Source organism: Acutalibacter sp. JLR.KK004 (genome assembly GCF_036941085.1).
Taxonomy (GTDB): Bacteria; Bacillota; Clostridia; order Oscillospirales; family Acutalibacteraceae; genus Acutalibacter.
This window is the reverse complement of record NZ_JAYMNQ010000001.1, coordinates 2,081,702-2,107,904: the sequence shown is the minus strand read 5'-3', so window position 1 is coordinate 2,107,904 and position 26,203 is coordinate 2,081,702. Positions and strand designations below refer to the sequence as shown.

Annotated in this window: 24 protein-coding genes, 1 tRNA gene and 2 pseudogenes; 24 read left to right on the top strand and 3 right to left on the bottom strand. The window is 56.0% G+C overall.

The window, feature by feature from the left end:
- Positions 1–39 precede the first annotated feature (39 nt).
- The gene (locus VSQ30_RS11465) at positions 40–231 is read left to right on the top strand and encodes a cysteine-rich KTR domain-containing protein (protein ID WP_161475288.1); all 192 of its coding nucleotides are present in this window, start codon (positions 40–42) and stop codon (positions 229–231) included.
- Here VSQ30_RS11465 and VSQ30_RS11460 read toward each other — a convergent pair.
- Positions 228–575: a helix-turn-helix transcriptional regulator gene (locus VSQ30_RS11460; RefSeq protein WP_161475289.1), complete on the bottom strand. Its 348-nt coding sequence runs from the start codon at positions 573–575 to the stop codon at positions 228–230. The genes VSQ30_RS11465 and VSQ30_RS11460 overlap by 4 nt on opposite strands.
- Positions 576–898: 323 nt before the next feature.
- Here VSQ30_RS11460 and VSQ30_RS11455 point away from each other — a divergent pair, with 323 nt between their 5' ends.
- Both VSQ30_RS11455 and VSQ30_RS11450 read left to right on the top strand, forming a co-directional pair.
- On the top strand, positions 899–1,402 hold the full coding sequence (locus tag VSQ30_RS11455) for a sigma factor-like helix-turn-helix DNA-binding protein (RefSeq protein ID WP_334464168.1): 504 nt from the start codon (positions 899–901) through the stop codon (positions 1,400–1,402).
- A 621-nt stretch (positions 1,403–2,023) separates the two neighbouring features.
- Positions 2,024–2,830, top strand: a pseudogene (locus VSQ30_RS11450) (recombinase family protein); the annotation flags it as partial.
- A gap of 46 nt (positions 2,831–2,876) precedes the next feature.
- Here the strand turns inward: VSQ30_RS11450 and VSQ30_RS11445 are convergent.
- Both VSQ30_RS11445 and VSQ30_RS11440 read right to left on the bottom strand, forming a co-directional pair.
- Positions 2,877–3,035, bottom strand: a pseudogene (locus tag VSQ30_RS11445) (ParA family protein); the annotation flags it as partial.
- A gap of 300 nt (positions 3,036–3,335) precedes the next feature.
- Positions 3,336–3,411 (bottom strand) — tRNA-Lys (locus VSQ30_RS11440).
- Positions 3,412–3,662: 251 nt separating this feature from the next.
- On the opposite strand from VSQ30_RS11440, the gene VSQ30_RS11435 reads away from it, so the two are divergent.
- From VSQ30_RS11435 to murA, 21 genes are all read left to right on the top strand, one after another.
- Complete coding sequence (locus tag VSQ30_RS11435; RefSeq protein WP_334464167.1) at positions 3,663–4,463, top strand: hypothetical protein; 801 nt, start codon at positions 3,663–3,665, stop codon at positions 4,461–4,463.
- A gap of 99 nt (positions 4,464–4,562) precedes the next feature.
- Entirely contained in the window at positions 4,563–5,909 is a 1,347-nt protein-coding gene (locus VSQ30_RS11430) for an alpha-L-fucosidase (protein WP_334464166.1), read from the top strand.
- Positions 5,906–8,353: a transglutaminase family protein gene (locus VSQ30_RS11425; protein WP_334464164.1), complete on the top strand. Its 2,448-nt coding sequence runs from the start codon at positions 5,906–5,908 to the stop codon at positions 8,351–8,353. Before VSQ30_RS11430 ends, VSQ30_RS11425 begins: the two co-directional genes overlap by 4 nt.
- 230 nt (positions 8,354–8,583) lie before the next feature.
- Positions 8,584–9,108 (top strand): nitroreductase, encoded by a 525-nt coding sequence (locus VSQ30_RS11420; protein ID WP_334464163.1) that lies wholly within the window; start codon positions 8,584–8,586, stop codon positions 9,106–9,108.
- A gap of 178 nt (positions 9,109–9,286) precedes the next feature.
- Entirely contained in the window at positions 9,287–10,705 is a 1,419-nt protein-coding gene (locus VSQ30_RS11415; RefSeq protein ID WP_334464161.1) for an extracellular solute-binding protein, read from the top strand.
- Between the two features lie 38 nt (positions 10,706–10,743).
- Positions 10,744–11,502 carry an FAD-dependent thymidylate synthase gene (gene thyX / locus VSQ30_RS11410; protein WP_334464160.1) on the top strand — a complete coding sequence of 253 codons (759 nt, stop codon included), beginning with the start codon at positions 10,744–10,746 and terminating at the stop codon, positions 11,500–11,502.
- Positions 11,503–11,535: 33 nt separating this feature from the next.
- Complete coding sequence (locus VSQ30_RS11405; protein ID WP_160643372.1) at positions 11,536–12,195, top strand: dTMP kinase; 660 nt, start codon at positions 11,536–11,538, stop codon at positions 12,193–12,195.
- Between the two features lie 24 nt (positions 12,196–12,219).
- Complete coding sequence (locus VSQ30_RS11400) at positions 12,220–12,765, top strand: DJ-1 family glyoxalase III (protein WP_160643374.1); 546 nt, start codon at positions 12,220–12,222, stop codon at positions 12,763–12,765.
- Between the two features lie 3 nt (positions 12,766–12,768).
- Entirely contained in the window at positions 12,769–13,347 is a 579-nt protein-coding gene (locus VSQ30_RS11395) for a 5-formyltetrahydrofolate cyclo-ligase (RefSeq protein ID WP_334464158.1), read from the top strand.
- Positions 13,348–13,434: 87 nt separating this feature from the next.
- Positions 13,435–14,730 (top strand): endolytic transglycosylase MltG, encoded by a 1,296-nt coding sequence (gene mltG / locus VSQ30_RS11390; RefSeq protein ID WP_334464156.1) that lies wholly within the window; start codon positions 13,435–13,437, stop codon positions 14,728–14,730.
- A 21-nt stretch (positions 14,731–14,751) separates the two neighbouring features.
- A complete protein-coding gene (locus VSQ30_RS11385; protein ID WP_334464155.1) occupies positions 14,752–15,975 on the top strand; it encodes a peptidase U32 family protein in 1,224 nt (407 codons plus the stop codon).
- A 93-nt stretch (positions 15,976–16,068) separates the two neighbouring features.
- Entirely contained in the window at positions 16,069–17,205 is a 1,137-nt protein-coding gene (locus VSQ30_RS11380) for a D-alanyl-D-alanine carboxypeptidase family protein (RefSeq protein ID WP_334464153.1), read from the top strand.
- A 260-nt stretch (positions 17,206–17,465) separates the two neighbouring features.
- Entirely contained in the window at positions 17,466–18,806 is a 1,341-nt protein-coding gene (locus tag VSQ30_RS11375; RefSeq protein WP_160643385.1) for a glucose-6-phosphate isomerase, read from the top strand.
- A 109-nt stretch (positions 18,807–18,915) separates the two neighbouring features.
- Positions 18,916–19,329, top strand: coding sequence for a hypothetical protein (locus tag VSQ30_RS11370; protein WP_160643387.1), 414 nt, complete (start codon positions 18,916–18,918; stop codon positions 19,327–19,329).
- Positions 19,330–19,620: 291 nt separating this feature from the next.
- On the top strand, positions 19,621–20,142 hold the full coding sequence (locus VSQ30_RS11365) for a YceD family protein (protein WP_334464151.1): 522 nt from the start codon (positions 19,621–19,623) through the stop codon (positions 20,140–20,142).
- A 75-nt stretch (positions 20,143–20,217) separates the two neighbouring features.
- A complete protein-coding gene (gene rpmF, locus VSQ30_RS11360; RefSeq protein WP_334464150.1) occupies positions 20,218–20,400 on the top strand; it encodes a 50S ribosomal protein L32 in 183 nt (60 codons plus the stop codon).
- 84 nt (positions 20,401–20,484) lie between these two features.
- On the top strand, positions 20,485–21,849 hold the full coding sequence (locus tag VSQ30_RS11355; RefSeq protein WP_334464149.1) for a DUF512 domain-containing protein: 1,365 nt from the start codon (positions 20,485–20,487) through the stop codon (positions 21,847–21,849).
- 180 nt (positions 21,850–22,029) lie between these two features.
- Complete coding sequence (der, locus tag VSQ30_RS11350) at positions 22,030–23,355, top strand: ribosome biogenesis GTPase Der (RefSeq protein ID WP_160643395.1); 1,326 nt, start codon at positions 22,030–22,032, stop codon at positions 23,353–23,355.
- Positions 23,356–23,372: 17 nt separating this feature from the next.
- Positions 23,373–24,086, top strand: coding sequence for a glycerol-3-phosphate 1-O-acyltransferase PlsY (gene plsY, locus VSQ30_RS11345; protein WP_334464148.1), 714 nt, complete (start codon positions 23,373–23,375; stop codon positions 24,084–24,086).
- A 95-nt stretch (positions 24,087–24,181) separates the two neighbouring features.
- Complete coding sequence (locus VSQ30_RS11340; protein WP_334464147.1) at positions 24,182–24,658, top strand: NUDIX hydrolase; 477 nt, start codon at positions 24,182–24,184, stop codon at positions 24,656–24,658.
- 183 nt (positions 24,659–24,841) lie between these two features.
- Positions 24,842–26,131: a UDP-N-acetylglucosamine 1-carboxyvinyltransferase gene (gene murA / locus VSQ30_RS11335; RefSeq protein ID WP_334464145.1), complete on the top strand. Its 1,290-nt coding sequence runs from the start codon at positions 24,842–24,844 to the stop codon at positions 26,129–26,131.
- Positions 26,132–26,203 lie beyond the last annotated feature (72 nt).

The following is a 26,203-nucleotide window of genomic DNA, read 5'->3' as shown; positions in this document are numbered from 1 at the left end:
GTTACCAGATACAGAGCCAGCGCCGCAGGAGGTGTAAATATGGACAAGAAGAAAGAGGAACATTGGATTCATTGCCCCATCTGTAGAGCAAAAACGCATACCAAAGTTAACCCGGATACAGTTCTGCTGAACTTCCCGCTCTACTGCCCGAAATGCAAGAGAAGTATCCGAATTGGCGTAATCAACCTTAAAATGGTTGTAAATGACGAACCGGGCAAGAACGTGGATTAGACCTTTTGACCCCGCTTGGCCTTTACAATGTTGAGCGCGGCCTCAACAACTGGAATCAGTGCGGCGATCTCGTCATCGCTGCACTCTTTCAGCAGAATTTGTATCTGCCGGAAAGCTGACTCGTCCTGCTTTAGTTCGGGATAAAAGATGTCCCATGGATCTATCCCCAACTCCCGAACTAAGGGATAGAGAATCGTCATCTTAGGATTTCCGTTATAGTTCTCTATGTTCAGAATCGTGCGGGAATCCATAGTGAGCTGTTCCGCCAACCCGCGCTGGGTAAAGCCATTGCGGATGCGGGCCTCTCTGATGGCATTGCCCAATGATTTTGCATACTCTGGCATTAAAATTCACCTCATATGCATTTTACAATACACTGTGCTCAGATGGAATGTTCGCAAATACGATTAATAGTGTATTTTAATTCACTACAAAGGAAGGAAAATCACCCTTGCATATTTGTGCTATTGAAGTACATTTCGTCTCCTTGCTGTAAGGTTTCACGCATCTGAATATGCATCACAGTACACCAACGGCGTTCTTACGGGCTTGATCTCCCGCAAGAACGCTGTTTTTAATCTTGCTTTTTGCTCTTTTGTAGGCTGCCGCAGCCCGCCCCAATCAATCGTTTTGCCAACCCAAAACAGATTGATTGGAGGAATCAACGGTGAAATATCCACCAAGGAAAGTGTTCGTTTTAGAAGATGGAGTGTATGAGGAGCTCACTTATGCTCAGTTCAATCAGAAAAAGACGTGCTATACAGGCAGGCGGTTCATACCCTTGCGCGGTATGTTGATGGAAGTGTCTGAGGGTGACTATAAAGCGTTCTACAAGGACAAACGCCGCCAGAAATATCTGGACGAGCGCTCTGCAAAGAACGGCGATTTTTCCTACGATATGCTCACCACGGATGAGTTCAATGGTGAGGATATTCTGGTTGACATGGCATCCGATACGGCTGGTGACGTAGAAAGAAAACTCATGCTGGACAACCTCCGGCCTGAGTTCAAGAGGTTGTCTAAAGATGAGCAGAAAATTCTGCATCTCATCTACTACCACCGGCTTAGCGAACGGGCTGTCGCGGAGCGCTTTCATGTGTCCCAGAACGCCATCCACAGGCGCAAGGTTCAGATTCTAGCAAGGTTACGGAAAAGCAAAAATTTGAAATAACTGGATGTCAGCCCTTTCGTTTTTCGGCATGGAAAGCGAGAGGGCTTTTTTCTGCCCTCTGTTGCTCTTTGAAAATTGAATATTCAGCGCACCTTTTACTTTCTTTCTGCCGCCGTGAGGAGCGGCAAGCTACATGGGCGGACGCCAATAGCTAACGCAATAGCGTTAGCTATACGCCTCCAGGCTCAGACGACGGAATGCACATCCATCGACGGCGATGACCGGCAGAAGGGATAATGATACTTGCGTCCAGTCCTAAAGCCGAGCGTGACCCGTCGCAGCAAAGGAGGGCGCCCTGCGGAGATCCCGCAGGTGGTAAGATTCCAATGAGGCCGAGATGCAAAGCATTTGAGATGCTTTGCATCTCATAGGCATAGGCCGGAAGGCGTGTTCCCTGTCCAGGGAAGTTGAGAACAAATATGGACAAGCAAAACGATTGATAAGATAACGTGGCCGTCTGTTTTGGGCGGTCACTTCATTATATAAAAGCCTTTTTATAGTGCAATTTTAGCATCACAAAATGGAAGAAAATATATGTCTGAAGTGAAAACTCTGGCGGTTTGCGCTGGATGTATCTGAACTCTTGTGGTATTGTTGGTGGTACCGAAGGGCGAAAATTTAATGAAGGGAATGGTGCATATGACTGTAACCGACATCAGCCGGGAACCACAAAAGCCCGAAATTATCCGGCTTGCCGCCTACTGCCGGTTGTCCAGCAAATCCGCTGACCAGCTGCACTCCTTTGCCGCTCAGATTCGCTACTACAAGGATTATGAACGCAAGAATCCACAGTACAAGTTGGTAGACGTGTACGCGGATGAGGGCCTGTCAGGTGTTGACATGAAGAAACGCGATGAGCAAAATCGGCTCATCCGTGACTGCAAGCTGGGCAAAATTGACCGTATCATCACAAAATCGGTGTCACGCTTCGCCAGGAATACGCAAGAACTTCTGGTGGCCCTGCGCTCTCTGAAAGAAATGGGAGTTAGCATTTATTTCGAGGAACAGGACATTGACAGCGACAAGATGAACATGGAAATGCTGGTGACCTTCCCCGGTATGGCTGCCCAGCAGGAGAGTGTGAACATCTCCGATCATATGCGCAAAAGTTATCAGATGCGCATGGAATCCAGGGACTTTAACTGTTGTGCTCCAGCATATGGGTTCGATTTGGTCGATGGGCAGCTTGTGGTCAAAGAGGACGAGGCCAAGATTATCCGACGCATTTTTGACCTTTATCTGCAAGGAATCGGCAAGCAAAATATTGCGAATATCCTCAACGCAGAGGGTGTCCCCCGCCGGTATGCGCAGAAGAAATGGTACCACAACACCATAAATTATGTGATCAACAATGAACGGTATATGGGCGATGCACTTCTGCAAAAGAAGTTCACAACGGACACTCTACCCTTCAGAAAGAAAAAGAATCGTGGAGAAAAGCCACAGTATTATGTAGAGAACAGCAACCCTCCTAGCCCAAGCTGGCAGTTAAAGAGCCTTGCGGGTCAACGTCTACCAGCAGGACGCGCTTGCCCTGGCGGGCCAGGCCAATGCCTAAATTCACGGTTGTGACGGTCTTGCCCACGCCGCCCTTTTGGTTGCAGATAGCAATGGTTTTTGCTGTTTTGCACATATTTTTATCCCTCTTTTTGATTGTTGAAAGTTTGTCGTTAATGTAAGGTCGCCGTTTTCCACCCCTCTTTTGAGAGCCGTTATTTGCCTGTTTTTTACTGGAAAAAGAATAAGGACAAACCCGAAACCCCTTGATATCACTGGGTTTTCCGATTTGTCTATATTATACCGTAAGGGGCAGCTACGCGACCAATTTCTACCAGGCGGGCCGATTTTTCAGAAAGTAGTCAGCAGGGGAAATTAGGGCTTTCCAGGGAAAAAGCAAAAACCCCAGAAACCATGCGGTTTCTGGGGTTTTCACTGGTGACCCATCGGGGATTTGAACCCCGGACACCCTGATTAAAAGTCAGGTGCTCTGCCAACTGAGCTAATGAGTCTTGCTCATGTGTTGAATATTATACCAAAGCTTCTGTAGGCTGTCAAGTGTTTTTTGCGGCAAGATTTGCCTTTGTTTCTAAAAATAAAAAATGCTTCCGGACTTGGTGGGCTTTAATATGACAACCCACGATACGGCTCACCCTCCTAATTCCTACTTGCATTTTAGGCAGAGCGTGGTATAATTATCATGATGCAAAACGAACGCGATGGCTATGTTTTTCTTCGGCCATTGCAACGGAGGTTGGTTTTTATGATAGGCGGTATTACAGGCACCGGCCCCCTTTATGGGGCCAGGGCTGTTTACGGGGCAGCAGGGTATTCCCGGATGTATGGCGCAGGTATGGACACAGGTGTTTTGCGGGGGCAGGCGGCTGCCCCTGAAACGCCTGTGCAGCCTGTTAAACCTATACCCACTGCTACGGCCCGGGAGCTTCAGCCCGCTGTTTATAGTGAACGGCTGCCCAGCGAGTTTTCCCAATACGCCATGCCAGTCCTGCCGGACAGCTATGCGGCAGAGCAGATGAACCGCGCCCGGGTGCAGTATCCCCAGGGCCAGGCTGCCAGCGGGGAAATCCAGGGGCAGGCAAATGCAGCCAGCCAACTGCCTGGCTGGCCGGGAGCGAATGCTGCTGAGTCTCTGGTGCGTATGCGCATCCAGTATGGGGCGGAAGAAGGGCAGGGCGTAGAAACCGGGGCTGTAGGCGCACAGGAAGCTTTGGAAGAAGGCAAGTGCGAAACCTGCGAAAAGCGCAAGTATCAGGACGGCTCGGATGATTCCAGCGTGTCCTACCAGACGCCCACCCGCATTGATCCGGATTTGGCGGCTTCCGCTGTGCGGGGTCACGAAATGGAGCATGTGTCCCACGAGCAGGCCAAAGCCCAGCGGGAGGACAGGAAGGTGGTCAGCCAGAGCGTGACGCTGCACACGGATATCTGCCCTGAGTGCGGCGAAACCTATGTTTCCGGCGGCACCACCCGCACTGTTACCAAGGCAAATCCTGAGGAGCCGGAGCAGCAGGAAGAACAGGCCCAGGCTCCTGAGGCCGCGTAAGGCAGAGAGCAAAATTTAGAAACGTGATGGTTTCAGGAAGGCGGCGTGGCTTTTGTCACGCCGTTTCCCCTATGGCATCAAACCAGCAGGGTGGGCGCCATGACAAAAAAGCAAAAAGGAGGCACGCGTATGTATCAGTTTAACCGCGAGGAATATGAAAAGCGCATGGCCTGGTATACGGAAGCCAGGTTTGGCATGTTTATCCACTGGGGGCTTTATGCCATCCCTGCCAGGGGCGAGTGGGTGCGTAGCGTGGAGGAAATCAAAAAAGAGGACTACATGCGGTATTTCCAGGAGTTCGATCCCGTAGACTATGAACCCCAGAAGTGGGCCAGAGCTGCAAAGGAGGCGGGGATGAAGTATATGGTGCTCACCTCCAAGCACCATGACGGTTTCTGCCTGTTCGACAGCCAGTATACGGACTTCAAGTCTACCAACACCAAATGCGGCAGGGATCTGGTGCGGGAATTTCTGGAGGCCGGCCGGGCCGAGGGCCTGAAGGTGGGGCTGTATTTCTCCCTTTTAGACTGGTATCACGATGACTACCCGCATTTTGGCGACCGGAACCATCCCATGCGCTTTAACCCGGAGTATCCCAACGAGGGCCGCAATTTTGACAACTACCTCACCTACATGCACAACCAGGTGCGGGAGCTGTGTACAAATTATGGGAAGCTGGATATCCTGTGGTTTGATTTCTCTTATGAGGACAAGTATAACGTCATGCGGGGGGAAAAGTGGCGCGCCACAGAGCTTGTGAACATGGTGCGCGCGCTCCAGCCCGAGGTGATTATTGACAACCGCCTGGAGGTAAGCGGCGAGGGCTTCGGATCTTTGTGGACAGGGGATCCGGCTCCTTTCCACGGGGATTTTGTCAGCCCCGAGCAGATTATCCCGCCAAACGGCATTCAGGACAAAAACGGCCGGGACATGGTGTGGGAAGCCTGCGTCACCATGAACAACAACTGGGGATACTGCCGAGACGACCGCTTTTTCAAGCCTGCCCCCATGCTCATCAAGAAGCTGGTAGAGTGCGTCTCCAAGGGCGGCAACCTGCTTTTGAATGTAGGCCCGGACGCCAAAGGGAACATTCCGCCGGAATCTATGGGAATCCTCCGGGACATTGGCGCGTGGATGGGCAAGAACAGCGAGAGCATCTATGGCTGCGGCAAGGCTGGCATGGAAAAGCCGGACAGCGGCCGCATCACCCGCAAGGGCAATACCCTTTACTACCATCTGTTTGAAAATACCATCGGCCCCATGCCCCTGCCCGGGATTTCCCCGGAACAGATTGACTGCGTGCGGATGCTGGAAACCGGGGCAGAGGTGCCTTTGTCCAATAGCTGGGTGCGCAATGACTATGCCCACATGGCTTTTGCGGATTTAGGCCCTGATCCGGTGCTGCCTGACCCGGTGGACACTGTGCTGAAGGTGCAGTTGAAATGACGGGCCTTTCTAAGGAGTTTTGCGGCTTTGCCCAGAGCGCCTGGCAGGCCAGGGCTGAGCGCCTGGGGGCGCGGGCGGAGGGCTGGGAGCGGGAGATAGCTGCCGCTGGGAAAAACGCACCCCTTCTGCGCTATGTGCTTGGCACTTTGCCCCTGCCTGATTTAGGGGAGTATCCTGCATCCCTCTTTGCGGGATTTGTCCGACACGCCTGCCGGGTGCGGGAGGAGTTCTCCTGGTGCCGGGAGCTTCCGGAGCATCTGTTTCTCAAAGACGTGCTCTATCCCCGGATTAACACGGAAGAGCTTTCAGAGTGCCGCCCCTTCTTTTATGAGGAACTGGCCCCCCGGGTGCGGGGCCTTTCCCTGGAGGAGGCCGTTTTGGAGGCGAACCGCTGGTGCGCTGAACAGGTTACCTACCGTTCTACAGACAGCCGCACCTCTTCGCCCCTGGCTGTTTACCGCCGGGGCTGGGGGCGCTGCGGGGAGGAATCCACCTTCACGGTAACGGCCCTGCGCAGTATAGGCATTGCTGCCCGGCAGGTGTACGCTCCCTGGTGGAGCCACTGCGATGACAACCACGCCTGGGCAGAGGCCTGGGACGGGAAGTCGTGGCGGTATTTAGGGGCCTGCGAACCGGAACCGGAGCTGGACAGGGGCTGGTTTACCGGGGCGGCGGCCCGGGCCATGCTCATACACACCCGGTCTTTCACAGGGGAACTGCCTGCCCCGCCATGGCTTTATCCCGGCATAAACCCGCTGGATTTGGATGTGCGGCAGGGTGTATGCTTTGAAACCCTTACAGCCCGGTATGCCCCTGTGGAGGCCTGCACCGTTACAGTGCGGGAGACAGGAGGCGCCCCGGTAAAGGGCGCGCGCCTCACCTTTTCCCTGCTGAACATGGCGGCTTACCGATCCATTGCCAGCCGGATAACTGACAGTAAGGGCCGAGCCTGCCTGCACTTGGGGCTGGGCTGCGTATATGTGACAGCAGAGAAGGAGGGGCGGGCAGCAGAAGCATGGTGGGACACTGCCCGCGCCCAGACGCTGGTGCTGGAGCTGCCCTCATCTCCAGGCCTTTCTGCCCAAACACCTGGGGATTTCCGGTTTACAGCCCCAGCCGCCCCGGAAACCTTCCCAGCTCCCTTAACCCCAGAGCAGAAAGCAGCCCGGCAGGCTGTGCTGGAACAAGCGGAGGCTTCCCGCAGGGAAAAGCAGGCTGTGCGGCGGGAAGAGGGGGAGAAGGCTTTAGGCCTCGCAGAACGGGTGCTTGCCCTCCTGCCCCGAAAGGACAGGGCCGACGGCGTGCCCCCAGAGGTAATAGCTGATTGCGCCCATGCCCTCCGGTGGGAAAAGGACTTTCCTTTGGAGGTATTTGAGCAGGCGCTGCTTTGCCCCCGCATAGGGCTGGAGCCTTTAAGGGCCTGGCGGGAGGATATCTCTCTGGAACAGCAAATGGCGGCCTGCTGGCGGGCAGATCCCAAGAAAGCGTGGCAGTGGGTGGAGGAGCACATTTCCCAGGCAGAAACCTATGGAGAACTGCCCCAAAGCCCTTACAGCGCCCTGAAGCTGGAAGCGGCAGGGGAGCAGGGACGTCGGGTGCTTTTCTGCGGGATGTGCCGGGCCTTAGGCATACCCGCCCGGCTTTCCCCTTTAGACGGCCTGCCGGAATATTGGCAAGACGGCGGCTTTTGCCGGGTGGAAAAACCGGAAGAGGCCTGCCTGCGCCTAGTAAACCCGGAAAACCGCCCTGCCCTGTGGGAGCAGGGGTATACCCTTTCCCGCTGGGAGGGAGGGGCTTGGCAGGTTCTTTCCACCAGGCACATACGCGCCGGGGAAATCCTTTCCCTAAAGCTTTCCCCAGGATTATACCGCCTGCTGACCGTCCTGCGTTTGCCTTGCGGGGATCAACTGGCCAGGCAGGAGGATGTCTGCCTGGCCGCAGGCGATAGCCGGGAGGTTTCCCTCTGTTTCCCCCGGGCGCAGCGAAGCCAGCTTTTGCAGAGCCTGCCCCTGCCGCCTTTTTTCCTTACAGATAAAAAGGGTCAGGCCCGTTCCAGCAGGGAGGTGTTGGCAGAGGCTCCTGTCAGCCTGCTCTGCTGGCTGGAACCCGGCCGGGAACCGACGGAACATTTATTGCTGGAACTGAAGGACGCGGCGGCAGGCTTTGAGGAGTGCCGGGGCTTCTGCCAGGTTTATTTGATAACGCCCCCTGGCGCGCGGGAAGATCCCGCCCTGCTGCAGGTGATGGAGGCGCTGCCCCAGGCACAGCTTTGGCAGGCCGACATGGGGGAGGTGCCGGCCCTTGCCCGCCAGCTCTTTACAGACCCGGAGCGCCTGCCTTTAGTATTGCTGGCAGATTCCCAGGGGCGGGGGCTTTATGCCTGCAGTGGGTACAATGTGGGGGTGGCGGTGCTGTTGCTGCGGCTTTTAGAGAAAGACAGTTGACTGAGGGCCTGTTTGAAAAATTGCAGATACGGCCTTTTTGTCTAAATCAAAAGGATTTCTGCGCCCCAAATTCAGCGCTTTCTCTGTTCTCAAACAAGCCCTAAAACCTTGTAATTTTTTCGCTTGCAGGCTATCTGCGGCGCCTTGTCCGCAAACGCCCGCCGCTTGCGGCGGGCGTTTGCGGACAAGGACGCTGGGGCGGGCGGCAAGCCGGACAGGAGGAAGAACCTATGGAAAATGACATGATCACTTTGCTGAAAACCCGCCGCAGCGTGCGGAAATACCGCCCGGAGCCGGTGGAAAAGGAAAGGCTGGACGCGGTTCTGGAGGCGGGCACCTATGCCCCTTCCGGCATGAATAAGCAGACCGCCACCATTGTGGCAGTGGAAAACCCGGAGGATCGCAGGGCGGTGCAGGAGCTTAACTGTAAGGCCCGGGGCGGCACAGGCGATCCCTATTACGGCGCGCCGGCCATTCTCCTGGTGCTGGGGGATCCCCGGAATTCCAACACCTGGGTGGAGGACGGCTCCTGCGTGCTGTCCGCCATGATGCATGCTGCCCACGCGCTGGGCGTTTCTACCTGCTGGATACACGGGGAACGGGAGATGTTCCGCCTGCCGGAGGGCAAGGCACTGCTGCGCAAATGGGGCCTGCCGGAGGGGCTGGAAGGCGTAGGCTCCCTTGCAGTGGGTTATGGGGACGGCCCTGCCCCGGAGGCAAAGCCCCGCAAAGCGGGAAATATTGTAAAAGTATAATTGCAGGCCGTCCGGCGGGAAGCCCGCTGGGCGGTTTTTCTGCGCCGAAAATCACTGTTCATATTTTTTAGCTTGTATTTTTTGCCATATACAGATATAATAAAACAATATGGGGTTCCATGGCATGTGCGCTGTGGATGGGAATCCCCTGAAGCAAAAATAAGGAATGGTACTTCACATGGGATATAAACGGTATACCGCACTGCTTTTAGCTTTGGTTCTTCTGATGGCCAGCCTTGCTGGCTGCGCCCCGGAGGAGGAAGATTTTCCCGTTTCCAGCGGGCCGCAGGTTACGCTGGAAAACACAGGGGAGGCGGCTGGGCTTAAAATGGCCTACACCCAGTTGGACGAAGCCTATCAGAAGGCACTGGAGGAGATTATTGAGAAATACCGGGCAGATTTCCCTGAAACGGAAATCATCCTTGTGCCCTGCGATACAGAGCAGCAGGCAGAGGAGCTGCTGCGCACCGGGAAAGCGGATCTGGTGCAGGTGGACAGCGGCAGCCAGCCTGCTTTGGCAGGGGAAAGGCTGTTGTGGAATTTTTATCCCTACCTGCAGGTGTGGCGGGAGGAATATGGCCTGACAAATGCCGCAAGGCAGGCGGTGTATTCCATGGGCGCCCGGCAGGCGTACATTATGCCGGCGGATTTCCGCCAGGAGGTCATGTTTTATCGGGCCGACTGGCTAGACGCCTATAATGAAACCCAGGAGCAGGAAGAGGACAAGCTCTGGTGCCGCACCTGGGGGCAGATCTCCGCTGTGAGAGAGAAGCTGGGAGAAAAGGGAAGGCTGGCTATTGCGGGAAAAGACAGGCTGGGAGATTATTTTGACACCATTATGTGGAGCCGCGCAGGCCGGGGCGCCATGATAAACCCTGCCGCCGGATACTTTGCCGCAGGCATGGACAAGGGGGACACCCTGTTTGCCACCCAGGCGGCAGAGCTTGCCTCAGAGCGGATTTACCTGACCATGAACGAGGACGTGCTGCCAGGCAGTGTGGACTGGACAGAGGAGGAGGCCCTTTCCGCCTTTAAAAACGGAGAGGCCTGCATGCTGCTGACAGACAGCTCCCATACGGCGGAGCTGCGGGAGGCCCTGCCCCAAGGGGCGCTGGGGGTGGAAGGCTTTACCCGGTGCGACAATAACCGCTCCGTGTTTTCCGCCGGATTCTGGGGCTGGGGCATCAGCGAAAACAGCGGGAACCGGGAAACTGCCATCCACTTTCTCACGTATCTTACCAATGCGGATAACAACACCCATATTGCCAAGGCAGCGGGCACTCTGCCCCTGCACGGGGAAGGCCTGGAGATGGATCCTTCCTTAAAGGAGGGGGAGCGGGCCGCCGAAATGCGCATGTGCCAGTTGGGCAATGAATATCAATATGCCTGCCGCCCGGACATGTACCGGGAAGAAAGCCAGGCTTTTGAGGGGGAGTATCGCCGGCTGTTAAAAGCGTTTTTACAGGATGAGGTTACACAGGAAGAGATGTTGTCCCAGTTAAACGGCTTCTGGCAGCAGGTATACCTGGAGCAGCCCAATACCTGGGAGCTGAAAGAACCGGAAGAAGATGAGGACGAGGAGAGCGGGAACGAGTAAACCCGCTGAGCATGATTATATAAACAGGAGGAAGCCTTATGCAGGTGAAACTGCTTGCCTATACCCCAAGCCCGGAGGCCACTGTGGCCTGTGCCGCCAAGCTGTGCTATGCCCAGGCGGACATTGGCACAGTGCAAAAAGGGCTTACGCCGGAAAAAACCGCCTCTTTTTTGGAGATGCTCTCTGAAATTGGCCATGAAAGCCCCATTGAGCACGCAAGCTTCACCTTTGGCATTGAGGGGGTGTCCCGCTCTTTGCTGGCCCAGATTACCCGCCACAGGATTGCTTCCTACAGCGTGCAGAGCCAGCGCTATGTAAAAGAGGACAGCTTTGAGTTTGTGCTGCCGCCGGAGATAGAAGCCTTGCCCGAGGCGAAAGAGGAATTCCTACGGGCCATGGAGGAGGATGCCCGGCATTACGAGCGTCTTGCCGCCCTTTTGCAGGAAAAGCATTATGAGGCCTTTCTGCGGGAAGGGGAGGAGCCTAAGGCCGCCGCCCGGAAGGCAGAGAAAAAGGCCATTGAGGACGCGCGTTTCGTGCTGCCAAATGCCTGCGCTACCAAGCTTATCTGCACCATGAACGCCCGATCCCTTTTGAATTTTTTTACCCACCGCTGCTGCAACCGGGCACAGTGGGAAATCCGCGGGCTGGCAGTGGAAATGCTCCGCCAGGTGCGGGAAGCGGCTCCCCATATCTTTGAAAAGGCAGGCCCGCCCTGCCTGCGGGGAAGCTGCCCGGAGGGGAAAATGTCCTGCGGGCAGGCGGCGCAGGTGCGGGAGAAATTTTCCAGCCTGTAGGGCCGGCATACTGCATGGGGAGGAGAAACAGATATGGGCCTGATTGTACTGGAGGGCTTGGACGGCAGCGGCAAGGCCACCCAGGCGGAGCTGCTCCATAAAGCTTTGGAAAAGCGGCTGGGGCAGGTGCGGAAGGTGGATTTCCCGGACTATGCTTCCCCTTCCTCGGCTTTGGTGAAAATGTATTTAAACGGGGATTTCGGCAGGGAGCCTGGAGACGTGAACGCCTATGCCGCCAGCTCCTTTTACGCGGTAGACCGCTTTGCAAGCTTTCGCCGGGTGTGGGGGGAGGACTACCGCCGGGGGGTGCCCGTCCTCTGCGACCGCTACGCCACCTCCAACCTGATTTACCAGCTTGTAAAGCTGCCCCGGGAGGAATGGGAGGGCTTCATAGCCTGGGCGGAGGACTTTGAATATGGCAGGCTGGGCCTGCCCCGCCCGGACAGGGTGATTTACCTTGCGATGCCTGTGGAGGTTTCCCAAAAGCTCTTAGCAGCGCGCTATGCGGAAAAGGGCGGGAAAAAGGACATCCATGAGAACCATCTGGCGTTTCTAAAGGCCTGCGCCCAAAGCGCCGCTTTTGTGGCGGAGAAGCAGGGCTGGGCCGTTATCCCCTGCGGTAGGGAGGGAAAGCCCCTGCCCCGGGAGGAGATACACCGGCAGGTGCTGGAAAAGGCGCTGGAAGCGCTATGAGTTGGCAGAAAGGAGAAAAGCTTTATGGTATATGTGTTTTTGGCGGAGGGCTTTGAACTGGTAGAGGCTTTGGCACCTGTGGACATCCTGCGCAGGGCCGGGGCGGAGGTGCAGCTTGTGGGCGTGGAAGGCCGGGAGGTTGCCGCGTCCAATGGGGTGACGGTGCGGACGGACTGCACCGCCCAGGAGATTTCCCGGGAAAACCTTGTGGGTATGGTACTGCCCGGAGGCCTGCCCGGCACCCTGAACCTGGAAAAATCCCCCATTGTCCAGGAGACACTGGACTATTGCGTAAAAGAAGGGAAGCTTATCGGGGCCATCTGCGCCGCCCCCTCCATCCTGGCCCACAAGGGGCTTTTAAAGGGCAGGGAGGCTACGGCCTTCCCCAAGTTCCAGCAGGACTTGATAGAAGGGGGCGCGTCCCTCAGCAAGGAATATGTCTGCCAGGACGGGCAGTTTATCACAGGGCGGGGCATGGGCGTTTCCACGGAATTCGGCCTTGCGCTGGCAGCGGCCCTGGTTTCCCCGGAAAAGGCGGAGGAGATAAAAGCCTCCATCCAGAAGCCCTGACCCATGGGACTTCAGGAGGAAAAAGCAGCCCTGCGCCGGGCGCTTTTGGAAAAGCGGGCGGCCCTGCCGGATAAGGAAAGGAAAAGCCGGGCCATCTGCCAGGGGGTTTTAGCTATGCCCCAATGGCGGCAGGCCGAAAGGGTGTTTCTCTATCTCAGCGCCAGGGGCGAGCCGGACACAGGGATGCTGATAGAGGCCGCCTGGGAGCAGGGCAAGGAGGTGCTGGCCCCGGCGTGCGGCGAAGGAGAGGGGGAAATGGCTTTTTTCCCCTTTGAAAGCTTTCAGGATCTGCGCCCCGGCAAATGGGGCATACTGGAACCGGAGTCCCGGGCGCGCGTACCCGGAAAAGGGCCGGGATTGTGCCTTGTGCCGGGCCTTGCTTTTGGCAGGCAGGGGAACCGGCTGGGCTATGGAAAGGGCTATTACGACCGCTTCCTGGCGGCGGGAATGGAATCGGTGGGGCTGTGTTATGGGGAACTGCTTTTTGACAGCCTCCCTGCCGGAAGCCATGACAGGAGGGTTGGCTTTATAGCCACTGAGACAGGCGTGTCCGCCTGCATTGGAAAAAGGCGCATGGCGTGAAAAATATCAAAGAAAGGATCGATACCGGGCATAAAAAGCCGCTTTTCATGGCTTTTTGTGTAAATCCTGTATCATGTGGCAACTGCTATGAACGAAAGACCGGATCAGAACAGAAGAACCCCAGGGGAACCCAGGGCCACGGGCAGCTTTAAGGTGAATATTGACCAGCGGGATCTGATGACTGGCAGCGTGGAACCGCCCGACCGCCGCAGCCGGCGGCAGGAGCCTTACGGAGAGCCGCCTGCCTCTGCCCGGGCCTATCTCACCGAGGAGGAGCGCAAGCAGGAAAAGAAGGCCCACCGCAAGCGCAACCGTATTAAGGCCAGGAAGAACAAGCGCATTTTTGCCTTTATGTGGCTGTGCATGGTGCTTTTAACAGCCTTTACCCTAGCAAGCTACCTTATTAGCGGCTCTAACGATTTCTTCGCCATAGGCCGCAATGAGGGCACCACCCAGGTGGAAATCCCGGAAAGCGGGATGGACATTGATGCTTTGGCGGAAATCCTGGCCCAAAGCGGGGCCATTGACAAGCCGGAGTTTTTCTCCCTGTACTGCAAGGTGAAGAAGGAAGAGCCGAAGTATTTCGTGCCAGGCGTCCACCATGTTGAGACAAACCTGGACTATGAGGATTTGATAAACACCCTGCAGACCAGGCAGGACACCCACGGCGACGAGGTGTCTGTCACCATCCCCGAGGGCTATAATGCCTTGGAGATAGCCCAGCTTCTGGAGGAAAAGAATGTCTGCACAGGCCAGGAGTTCCTGGACGCGCTGAACAACAAGGACTTTTCAAATTATGAGGTCATCGCTGCCATGAACAGCGAAGGCCGGTATTATAAGCTGGAAGGCTACCTGTTCCCCGACACGTATAATTTCTATGAGGGGGAAGAGCTGGAGTCTGTTATCGGCAAGATGATTAACAACTTCCAGAACCGCATCTCCAGCCAGACCTGGAACATGGGGGAGGAGCGGGGCATGACCAAGGATCAGGTGGTAATCCTGGCCTCTATCATCCAGGCGGAGGCGGCTGACACCTCGGATATGTTCAATGTTTCGTCTGTCCTCCACAACCGCCTTGACTTTGGCGCGGAGTATGACATCTACCGTTTGGAATGCGACTCCACCATGCATTACCCGTACCGCAACGCAGGGGCTATCCCTGAGTCGGGGGCGCTTCCCAACGCAGGTTACAGCACCTATGAGCTGGACGGCCTGCCGCCCGGGCCAATCTGCAACCCTGGGGCGGAAGCCATCCTGGCGGCAGTGCGCCCCAATGAAAGCAGCTATCTGTACTTCTGCCATGCCGACGACGGCACAGCTTACTATGCCACCAATTCCTGGGAGCATGAAGAAAACCTGTATGCTGCCGGGCTGATGGATTAGTCTGGTATGGGAGGGACGCTTATGCCAACTATAAGGCCCAAGCCGGAGCTTTTGGCCCCTGCGGGGGACATGGAGCGCCTGACGGCCGCTGTGGAATATGGGGCCGACGCCGTTTATCTGGCAGGGAAAAGCTTTGGTATGCGGGCCGCACCCCAGAACTTTGACGAGGAAGGAATCCGGCAGGCGGTGAAGCTTTGCCACAGCCGGGGGGTGCGGGTGTATGTCACCTGCAACACCCTGCCCCGCAATGAGGAGCTGCCTGCCCTCATCCCCTTCCTGCGCTGCTGCCAGGAAGCAGGGGTGGACGCCTTTATTATTTCCGATCTGGGGGTGCTGGCCCTGGCCCGGGAGCACGCCCCACTGGTGCAGCGCCATATCTCCACCCAGACGGGCATTGTCAATTATGCCGCCGCCAAGGCCTGCTATGATTTAGGGGCCAGCCGGGTGGTGCTGGCCCGGGAGGTGCCTCTCAGCGAAATAAAGGGCATCCGGGAGAACACCCCCCCGGAATTGGAGCTGGAGGCTTTTGCCCACGGATCTATGTGCGTGTCTTTTTCCGGGCGGTGCCTTTTATCCAACTATATGACGGGCCGGGACGCAAACCGGGGGGCCTGCGCCCAGCCCTGCCGGTGGGAGTATACCCTGATTGAGAAGGAGCGCCCCCAGCAGGCTTTTACCCTTATCCAGGAGGAAAAGGGCGCCTATGTATTTAACTCCAACGATATGCGGATGATAGAGCACATCCCCGCCATGGTGGACGCGGGGGTGCAAAGCTTGAAGCTGGAGGGCCGGGCAAAATCTGCCTACTATGTGGCCTGCGTTACAGCGGCTTACCGCCGGGCTATTGATTTCTTCCATGAGCACCCGGAAAAGCCCCTGCCCCCAGAGATTCTGGAGGAGACGGAAAAAATCAGCCACAGGGCCTATTCCCCGGGGTTTTACTTTGGGGGCCAGCCAGGCCAGACCACAGACCGCAGCCAGTACACCCGGAAATATGAGGTGGCGGCTGTGTGCCTGGGCCGGGAAGGGGAGTATCTCCGCCTTGCCCAGCGCAACCGCTTTTTCAAGGGGGATACAGCGGACATCCTCCAGCCGGGAAAGGCAAGCATCACAGCGCCCCTTGGGGAAATTTTTAACGAGGACTGGGAGCCTATTGAATCCGCCCCCCACGCGGAGATGACAGTCTACTGGAAAACAGATGTGGAAGCAGCCCCCGGGGCATACCTGCGCATTCAAAAAACATAGGGAGAAAGGCCGGGCACAGCGCCCGGCCTTTTCATGTTTTGCGGGCAGGGGGCATATCCATAGCGTATACAGCCAAAAGAAAGGATGAACCCTATGAAACGAAAACCCCTGTGCGCCCTGCTGATTTCCTCCCTGCTTTTCTGCTGGATTCTGGCCCTGCCCGCCCAAGCCGACGAGCTTACAGTCACCGCCCCTTCTGTGGTGCTGATGGAAGTCTCTACAGGCCAGGTGCTGTTTGAGAAGGAGAGCCATGCTGTGCGGCCCTGTGCCTCCATCACCAAGGTGATGACCCTGTGCCTGACCTTTGAAGCCATCCAGGCCGGCAAGCTGAATCTTACGGACACCCTCACCGCCTCTGCCCATGCAGCCTCCATGGGCGGCTCTGACATCTGGCTGAAGGAGGGGGAGCAGATGACTGTGGACGACTTGATAAAGGCCACTGTGATTATGAGCGCCAACGACGCCGCTGTTGTCCTGGCGGAAAACGTGGCAGGCAGCGAGGAAGCCTTTGTGCAGAGGATGAACGAGAAGGCCCAGGCCCTGGGCATGGCGGATACGGTTTTTAAAAACTGCAACGGCCTGGACGAGGAGGGCCACGTTACCAGCGCCCATGATGTGGCCCTGATGAGCCGGGAGCTTTTAAAATATCCCAAGATACAGGACTATACTCTTACCTGGATTGACTATGTCCGGGGCGGGGCCACCCAGCTTGTAAACACCAACAAGCTTATCCGCAGCTATAACGGCATCACAGGCCTGAAAACCGGCACTACCTCCCAGGCGGGAAGCTGCATCACCGCAACAGCGGAACGGGACGGGCTGGGGCTTATTGCTGTGGTGCTGGGGGCGGATTCCACAGACAACCGCTTTGCGGACGCCCGTGCCCTCCTGGATTACGGCTTTGGGGGCTGGTCTGTCACCATCCCGGAGGCCCCGGCCCTGGAGCCTGTCCCGGTTGCCGGCGGCATGGCCCCCACTGTGGCGGTGAAAGCAGGGGAAAGCCCGAAAATTTTGATGAAAGCGGCAGATTCCCAGTCTGTCCAGCAGGAGGTGCAAATGCAGGCGGATATTGCGGCCCCCATCCAGAAGGGGGATGTGCTGGGGCAGGTGGTGTATTCTTCCTCTGGGAAAACCCTGGCCCAGGTGCCCATCACAGCCGCTGAGGACGTGGAGGCCATCACGTTTGGATCTGCCTTCCGCTATTTGCTGGGGGCTTTCTTCTCCCTGTAAGGCTGCTTTTAGGGGCCTGCTCCAGGCCCTTGGAAAACTTTTTATGAAGATTGGCGAAAGCAACTTGCAAAACGCGCCGGTTTATTGTAGAATAGAAACACAAAGAAAGACTGCCGCCTTTCCCGGAAGCTCCGGACAGGGCGGGCAGGTTGTGAAAGGGCCGTTGTGCCGGCGGGAAGGCCTCCCGTGAGGCGGAAGCGGCGGAAGAAAAATATCCGGGCCGGGTTTTTTGCCCAGGCCGGAGAAAAGGGGTTTTTACTATGCCGTTGAAATTGCAAGACGGGTATTTAAAGGGCTTTGTGGCCCAGCACGAGTATCAGGCCATGGAGCCGCAGGTTAAAGCCGCTCATGAGACGCTTCATGCCGGAACCGGCATGGGCAGCGATTTCCTGGGCTGGGTCACCCTGCCTGAGGACTATGACAAGGAAGAGTTCAGCAGAATCAAGGCCGCTGCCGCCCGGGTGAAGGAAAATTCGGACGTGTTCGTGGTTATCGGCATTGGCGGTTCCTATCTGGGCGCCAGGGCTGCTATTGAGTTTTTAAAGTCAGACCGCTATAATGACATGAAAAAGGATACGCCGGATATCTATTTCACAGGCAACAGCATCAGTTCCACGGCTTTGCAGGAGCTTGTTTCCATCTGCGAAGGCCGCGACGTTTCCATCAACATGATTTCCAAGTCCGGCACCACCACCGAGCCTGCTATCGCTTTCCGGGTGTTCCGGGAGCTTTTAGAGAAAAAATATGGCAAGGAGGGCGCAAAGGAGCGCATTTTCTGTACCACCGACAAGCAGAAGGGCACCTTGAAGCAGCTTGCTGACAGGGAAGGCTATGAAACCTTTGTGGTGCCTGACAATGTAGGCGGACGCTTTTCCGTACTGACCGCTGTGGGCCTTTTGCCCATTGCCGTGGCCGGCGGGGATATTGACGCCCTGATGGCGGGCGCGGCCAAGGCAATGCAGCTTTACAGCGATCCTGACCTTGAGAAGAACGACTGCTACAAATACGCCGCCATCCGCAACATGCTGTACCGCAAGGGGAAGTCTACGGAGATTATGGTAAGCTATGAGCCTTGCTATACCATGATGAACGAGTGGTGGAAGCAGCTTTACGGCGAAAGCGAGGGCAAAGACCAGAAGGGCCTGTTCCCGGCCTCTGTGGTGTTCTCCACTGACCTACACTCTTTGGGCCAGTTCATCCAGGACGGTTCCCGCACTATGTTTGAAACGGTGGTGCTGATTGATAAGCCCAAATATGAAGTGGCTCTGGGCAACGACCCGGAGAACGTGGACGGCCTGAACTATCTGGAGGGCCGCACAATGGCCTTTATCAACGAGAAGGCCTTTGAGGGCACAGTGCTTGCCCACAACGACGGCGGCGTGCCCAATATCGTGCTGCACGTGCCTGACTTTTCTGAGGACAGCCTGGGCCAGGTTATCTATTTCTTTGAAAAGGCCTGCGCCATTTCCGGCTATATGCTGGGGGTAAACCCCTTTGACCAGCCCGGCGTGGAAAGCTACAAGAAGAATATGTTCGCCCTTTTGGGCAAGCCCGGCTATGAGGATCAAAAGGCTGCGCTGGAAGCCCGCTTAAACGGTTAAGGCTACAGCCGTGAGTTGTGCGGTATTGCCTTAAGGTACAGGAAGCTGCCGCGCCGGGGCGTCGGTACAAAAGCCCCCTGCGGAATTAAAATAAAGGAGAGTTGACTATATGGTTACACTTTTAACAGGTAAGAAGGGTTCCGGCAAGACAAAAAAGCTTATTGAACTGGCTAAGGAGGCTGTGGAGAAGTCCAACGGCAATGTGGTGCTCATTGAAAAGGGCCAGAAGCTTACCTACAACCTGCCCTATTCCGTCCGCCTGGTGGACTCCGATGCCTATGACGTGAAGGGCGCTGACGCGCTGCTGGGCTTTATCAGCGGTATCTGCGCGGGCAACTATGACGTTACCGACGTGTTTGTAGATTCCACCCTGAAAATAACCGGCACTGGCGCTGAGGTTACCGAAGCCCTGGTAGCAGAGCTGAAAAAGCTCAGCGCTGCTGCGGAAACCAATTTTGTTCTCTCTATTTCCGCCGGGGAAGAGGAAATCCCCGCCTCTGTGCAGGAGTTTGTGCTGAAATAAACTGCGCTGGGAAACAGCCGCCGCAAAGCCTCCTCAAAAGGCCTGCGGCGGTTTTTCGGTTTCCTTCCAAGCGGCGTCTGTTCACACGCGGGTTTTCGGCCCGGTGCGGCGGCTCCTGCATTACAAAATTTTGGAGTGGGGAAAGCGCGCCCGCCATTTTTTGCCTTTTAGAAAACACCTGTATATGGTGCCCTGCGGAAAAAAACCTCCAACCTCTGGCAAAAAGCGCTTGACAAACCCTGCGCCGCTTATTATAATATAGCAGTACGGTATGCGGGGATTTGTGCCCTATTGACAGGAAAGGAAAAGGCTGCGGTTGTGATCATCGATCTGAAACGTTTTTTTCAAGCAGACGGGCTTTCGGAAAGCTTTTCCTATGAGCTGGATTTGTCCGGTATGGAATTGGGCGGTGTCAAGCCGTTTTGTGCGCCGGTAAAGACCAGCAGTAGGCTTACAGCTTTTGGAGGTTCCGTGTTGCTGCAGGCAGAGACAGCGTATACGCTTACCATGCCTTGTGACAGATGCTTTGAGACTGTAAGCCGCACCTTTACGCCCTGTTTTTCCCATACGCTGGTGCAGGAGCTTTCTTCCCAGGAGGAAGATGGCGACTGGATACTGGTGCCGGATGGGAAGCTTGACTTGGACGGGCTTTTGCAGGAGGATATCCTGCTGGATCTGCCGGTGAAGTTCCTGTGCCGGGAGGATTGCAAAGGGCTGTGCCCCACCTGCGGGCAAAATCTCAATGAAGGCAGTTGCGGCTGTACCCAGCGGGAGGTAGATCCCAGGCTGGCAGTTCTGCAAAAGCTGCTGTAAATGCCGGAAAATGAAAAAAGTAAGGGACAAAGGGGTTATCCCCAGTCTCAGCAGTATAAGGAGGAGGTGTACCTCATGGCAGTACCCAAGGGAAAAGTATCCAGCGCAAGACAGAACAAGCGGCGTTCCAATGTGTGGAAGCTTCGGGCTCCCGCTCTGATGAAATGTCCCCAGTGCGGAGATTACAAGGCACCTCACAGAGTATGCGGCAACTGCGGCTATTATAACGGCCGGGTGGTTGTGAAGAAGGATGCCTGATGGCGCGGAATACAGAATGGTAAAAAGGAGGGAACGCGGTGGCGCTCCCTCTTTTCTTGATTATGCATCCCGGGAGGGCAGGATATGGCAGTTACCATAACAGGGGTGGAGCCTCACAGCAGGGCGGAGCGCATAGGCATCCGCCCAGGCGACAGCCTGGTGTCTATTAACGGGCACGGGATTATAGATGTGCTGGACTACCGCTTTTTCGAGACAGAGCGAGAGCTGCGCCTGGAACTGGAGCGGGAGGGGAACCCCTATACCCTGGAGCTGGCAAAGCCCCAGTATGCGGAATTGGGCCTGGAGTTTGCCACCTATCTGATGGACGAGCAGCGCTCTTGCCGGAACAAGTGCATTTTTTGTTTTATCGACCAGCTCCCGCCGGGTATGCGGGAAACCCTGTATTTCAAGGATGACGATGACCGCCTGTCCTTCCTGTTCGGGAATTATGTCACCCTGACCAACATGGATGACCGGGAGGTTGACCGCATTCTGCAAATGCACATCAGCCCCATCAATGTTTCTGTCCATACTATGAACCCAAAGTTGCGGTGCAAAATGATGCAGAACCGCTTTGCAGGGGACTCCCTCCGGCACTTATACAGGATGGCGGAAGGCGGTGTGAAGCTGAACTGCCAGATTGTGCTGTGCCCGGGGGTAAACGACGGGGAGCATCTTGCCTATACCCTGGAAAAATTATGGGGCTTAGGGGAAAGCCTCTTGAGCGTGGCCTGTGTGCCGGTAGGGCTGACACGCTTCCGGGAGGGCCTTTTCCCCCTGCAGCCCTTTGACCGGGAATCTGCCCGGGCGGCCCTGGACATACTGGAAGAATACGGGGAAAAATTCCGGAGGGAAAGGGGCAGCCGCACCGTATACCCTTCAGATGAGTTTTATTTAATTGCCCAGTGTCCCCTGCCGCCTCTGGAATTTTACGAGGATCTGCCCCAGATAGAAAACGGTGTGGGGATGCTCCGGGACTTAGAGGACGCCTTCCTCTGGGTGCTGGAGGACTGCATCCTGCCGGAAAAGCCCCGCCGGGTAACTATCCCCACCGGAGAAGGGGTGTTCCTCTTTCTCAATTCCATGCTGGACGCTTTGCGTGCAAAGAGCAGCGCCCTGCAAATAGATCTGGTGCCTGTCCGCAACGATTTCTTCGGCGGTACGGTGGACGTGACGGGCCTGCTCACCGGGCAGGACATTGTGAAGGCCCTGAAGGGCCGGGAGCTGGGGGATGAAATCCTGCTGGCGGGGAACATGATGAAGGCCGGGGAAGATATCTTTCTGGACGATATGACGCTGGAAGAGCTGTCCCAGGCCCTCCATACCCCGGCCCGGCGGGTGCCCAACACAGGAGACGCGCTGCTTATGGCTATCCTGGGCGAGGAAACGCCGGGGCATGACGGGCAGAACCCCTATGAGGGCAGCGGCAGCGCAACGCTGCACCCATGACGCGGCAGCGTGACGCTGCGCCTGTGGCGAGGGGAGCGTGCCATGGGCAACAGGTTCTCGCGTGTTCAGGGACGTGCCCAAAGTTTTTTAAAGATTCTTAAGATGATTTTTTTCAAAAAAGCATTTTAAGCCAGGAGTTTGAGGGCGGCGCCCTCAACAGGGAAAGGAAGGTGTGCAGTTATGGCAAAGCCGATTGTAGCCATCGTGGGCAGGCCCAATGTGGGGAAGTCCACGCTGTTTAATAAAATTGTGGGGAAGAGGCTCTCCATAGTGGAGGACACTCCCGGCGTTACCCGGGACAGGGTGTTCGGGGATACGGAGTGGTGCGGCAAGGCCTTTTCTATGGTGGACACCGGGGGCATAGAGCCTGCCTCCAAGGATGTGCTGCTGACCCAAATGCGGGAGCAGGCGCAGATTGCCATCGACTCAGCCTCTGCCATCATCTTTGTGACAGATGTGCGCACAGGGGTGACGGCTACAGACGCGGATGTGGGGGATATGCTGCAAAAAAGCGGTATCCCTGTGGTGCTGTGCGTCAATAAATGCGACAGCGTTGGAGAGCCGCCAGTGGAGTTTTATGAGTTTTACAACCTGGGGCTGGGAGATCCGGTGATGGTTTCCTCTGTCCATGGCCATGGCACAGGGGATCTGCTGGACAGGGTGTGCGAAAACCTGCCGGAAACTGTGGAAGAGGACGAGGAAGGCGATATTGTCAAGGTGGCGGTTATCGGCAAACCCAACGTGGGCAAATCCTCTTTGGTAAATAAGGTTTCGGGAGAGAACCGCTGCATTGTTTCCGACATGGCGGGCACCACCCGGGACGCAGTGGACACCACCATCCAGAACCAGTTTGGCACCTTTACTTTTATCGACACAGCCGGGCTGCGCCGGAAATCCAAGGTGGAGGACGCCATTGAGCATTACAGCAACCTGCGGGCGGAAATGGCGGTGGAGCGGGCCGATGTGTGCCTCATCCTTATTGACGCCCAGGTGGGCTTTACAGAGCAGGACTCCAAGGTGGCGGGCATTGCCCACGAGGCAGGCAAGGCCTGCATTGTCTGCGTGAACAAATGGGACGCGGTGGAAAAGGATGACAAGACCATGGGGGAGATGCGCCAGAAGCTGGAACAGGACTTCTCCTTTATGTCCTATGCCCCCATCCTGTTCATCTCTGCTAAAACAGGCCAGCGGCTTGACAAAATGTTTGCTTTGATTAAGGCCGCGGCAGCGAACAACGCCATGCGGGTGCCCACAGGGGTGCTCAACGACATACTGGCCCAGGCCACCGCCCGGGTGCAGCCTCCCACGGACAAGGGCAAGCGCCTGAAAATTTTCTATATGACCCAGGCCTCCACCAAACCGCCTACCTTTGTCTGCTTTGTCAATGACCACGAGCTGTTCCATTTTTCCTACCAGCGATATCTGGAAAACCGTATCCGGGAAACCTTTGGCCTGGAGGGCACGCCTATCCGGCTTGTGGTGCGGGAGCGGGGAGAGCAAAAATAACGAAGGGATGCGAGACTATGGTAAATGAAAACGCGATTCGGGGCATCGTCCTGCTGGGCATGCTGGCCTGCGCGGTGATAGGGTATCTGCTGGGCAGTGTGAACACTGCCATCATTGTCACCCGGCTTTTCAAGCAGAAGGCAGATATCCGGAACTATGGTAGCGGCAATGCGGGCATGACCAATGTGCTGCGCTCAGTGGGCAAGCTGCCGGCCCTGCTCACCTTCCTGGGCGATTTTCTGAAAAATGTGGCGGCTGTACTGCTGGGCTGGCTTGTGATGGTTTTGATTCTCCAAGTCATTCTGGACGGCGAGAGTCCCGAACTTATCCAGGCAGGCAAATACATCGCCGGGGTGTTCTGCGTGATAGGCCACATTTTCCCCCTGTACTACGGATTCCGAGGGGGCAAGGGGGTGGCTACGGCTGCCGCCATGATCCTTATTGTGGACTGGCGCGTTTTCCTGCTGGTCATCGCCACCTTCCTCATCACATTTATCTGGAAGCGCATCATTTCCCTGGCTTCCATCCTTTGCGCCGCCGCCTACCCTGTCTACACCTTCCTTATTATCTATTTCTTTGATTACAGATCTGATGGGTGTTCCCTGGGTTATCTGCTGTTTATCACAGGCGTTTCGCTTTTCTTAGGCCTGCTGGTGCTCATCAAGCACCGCTCCAACATAGGGCGCCTGCGCCGGGGAGAGGAAAAGCCTGTGGCCTTTGGAAAGAAGTGAGAGTTGCCCCCGGCGGCTTAAGAACCTTTTTTGAGGAAAAAGATTCTTAAGAATCTCCAAAAACCTTCTCGTTTGCTGTGGAAAGGAGCGTACTTATGGACTGTGTTTTTAAAACCCCGGAGGGCAATTTCAACTACCGGGTGGCAGGGGTTGTTTCCCGCCAGAACCGCCTGCTGGTTATGACTGAAAAAAATATCCCCCACTGGTATCTTCCCGGCGGGCGGGTAAAGCTGCATGAAAGCGCCGAAGCCGCCCTCAAGCGGGAATTTGCAGAAGAATTGTATCTCCCCGCAGAGATAAAGCGGCCTCTGTGGCTGGTGGAAAGCTTCTTTATGCTGGAAGGGAAAAATGAAAAGTTTCATGAACTTTGCCTGTGCTATTTGGTAGATTTGCCCTATGAAAACCTTCCCGCTACCGATACCTGGGAGCAGGCTGACAGCGACGGCGCCTCCCATATCTTCCGCTGGCTTACCCCCGAAGAGGTACGCGGCGCAAGGCTTTATCCCGTATGCCTGAAAGAGTGCTTCCCAGCCCTGCCGGAGCACCTGGAGCTTGTTACGGTTTTTGAGTAAAAAACGCATTTTATGGGGAAAGCGCATGAATGGAAAGAGGCGTTTTTGTTTAAAATGCTTTAAACCGCTGGTTAAACTTGACTTTTTCGCCGCGATGTATTATTATAGAGTCCAACCCCCATACTAATTATGTAAATCGAAATCTTTCAGACCGGGTTTTCCGGCCGTTAGGAAGTGTAAATTTTGGATAAATATGTGATTCATGGCGGCAAACGCCTGGAAGGCGCTGTGGATATTAGCGGCGCAAAAAACGCGGCGGTAGCCATCCTGCCCGCAGTCCTGCTGGCAGATTCCCCTTGCAGGATTGAGAACCTGCCGGACATCTCGGACGTAAAAACCCTCACCTATATTCTGGAAAAGATGGGCGCGGAGGTGGAGTATCTTGACCGTCATACGGTGCTCATCGATCCCCGGCCTATTGCCACCAGCGGCGTGTGTGCTGACGAGGCCCGGAGCATCCGGGCGTCCTATTACCTTATAGGCGCGCTTTTGGGCCGGTGCCAGAAGGCTGTGGTGCCCCTGCCCGGAGGATGCAACTTTGGCGTGCGGCCCATTGACCAGCACCTCAAGGGCTTTGAAGCCCTGGGCTGTACTCACAGCCTGGACAGCGGCGGCATGATTTCCGTGAAAGCGGAAGGGGATCTGCGGGGGGCCAACATCTATATGGACGTGGTGAGCGTGGGGGCCACCATTAACATTATGCTGGCCACGGTAAAGGCCCGGGGCCTTACCATTATTGAGAACGCTGCCCGGGAGCCTCATGTGGTGGACTTGGCAAACTTTTTGAACATGATGGGGGCAGATATCCTGGGGGCCGGTACGGATACCATTAAAATACACGGCGTGCAGAAGCTGCGGGGTGCGGATTACTCCATTATCCCGGATCAGATAGAAGCTGGTACGTATATGGTTGCGGCGGCGGCCACTGGCGGGGACGTAACGGTGCGCAATGTCACGCCCAAGCATTTGGAGTCTATCTCTGCCAAGCTGGCGGAAATTGGCGCGACTATTGAAGAAGGGGATGACAGCGTGCGGGTATACCAAAAAGGCCCCTTGCGCCGCTGTACGGTCAAGACCATGCCCCACCCCGGCTTTCCCACGGATATGCAGCCCCAGATTACCACTCTGCTGTCTATTGTCAACGGAACAAGCATGGTGATGGAGAGCATTTGGGACAACCGCTTCAAATATGTAGACGAGCTGCGCCGTATGGGCGCCCAGATTACAGTTGACGGCAAAATGGCGATTGTAGAAGGCGTGGGCAAGCTGAAGGGCGCTCCTGTAAAGGCTTTGGACTTGCGTGCCGGGGCAGCTATGGTTATCGCGGGGCTGATTGCCGAAGGCACCACCCAGGTGGAGAATATCCAGTATATTGAGCGGGGCTATGAAAGCATTGTGGACAAGCTGGCAGGCCTTGGCGCAGATATCTATTTTAAGCGGGAGCCTGACCGGGACATGGCAAAGCTGGGATAAGTTCTCAAAACGATAATAATTTGGATATGTGGGGGAAGCCCGTGGGGTTTCCCCTTTTTTATGGAGGCTGGC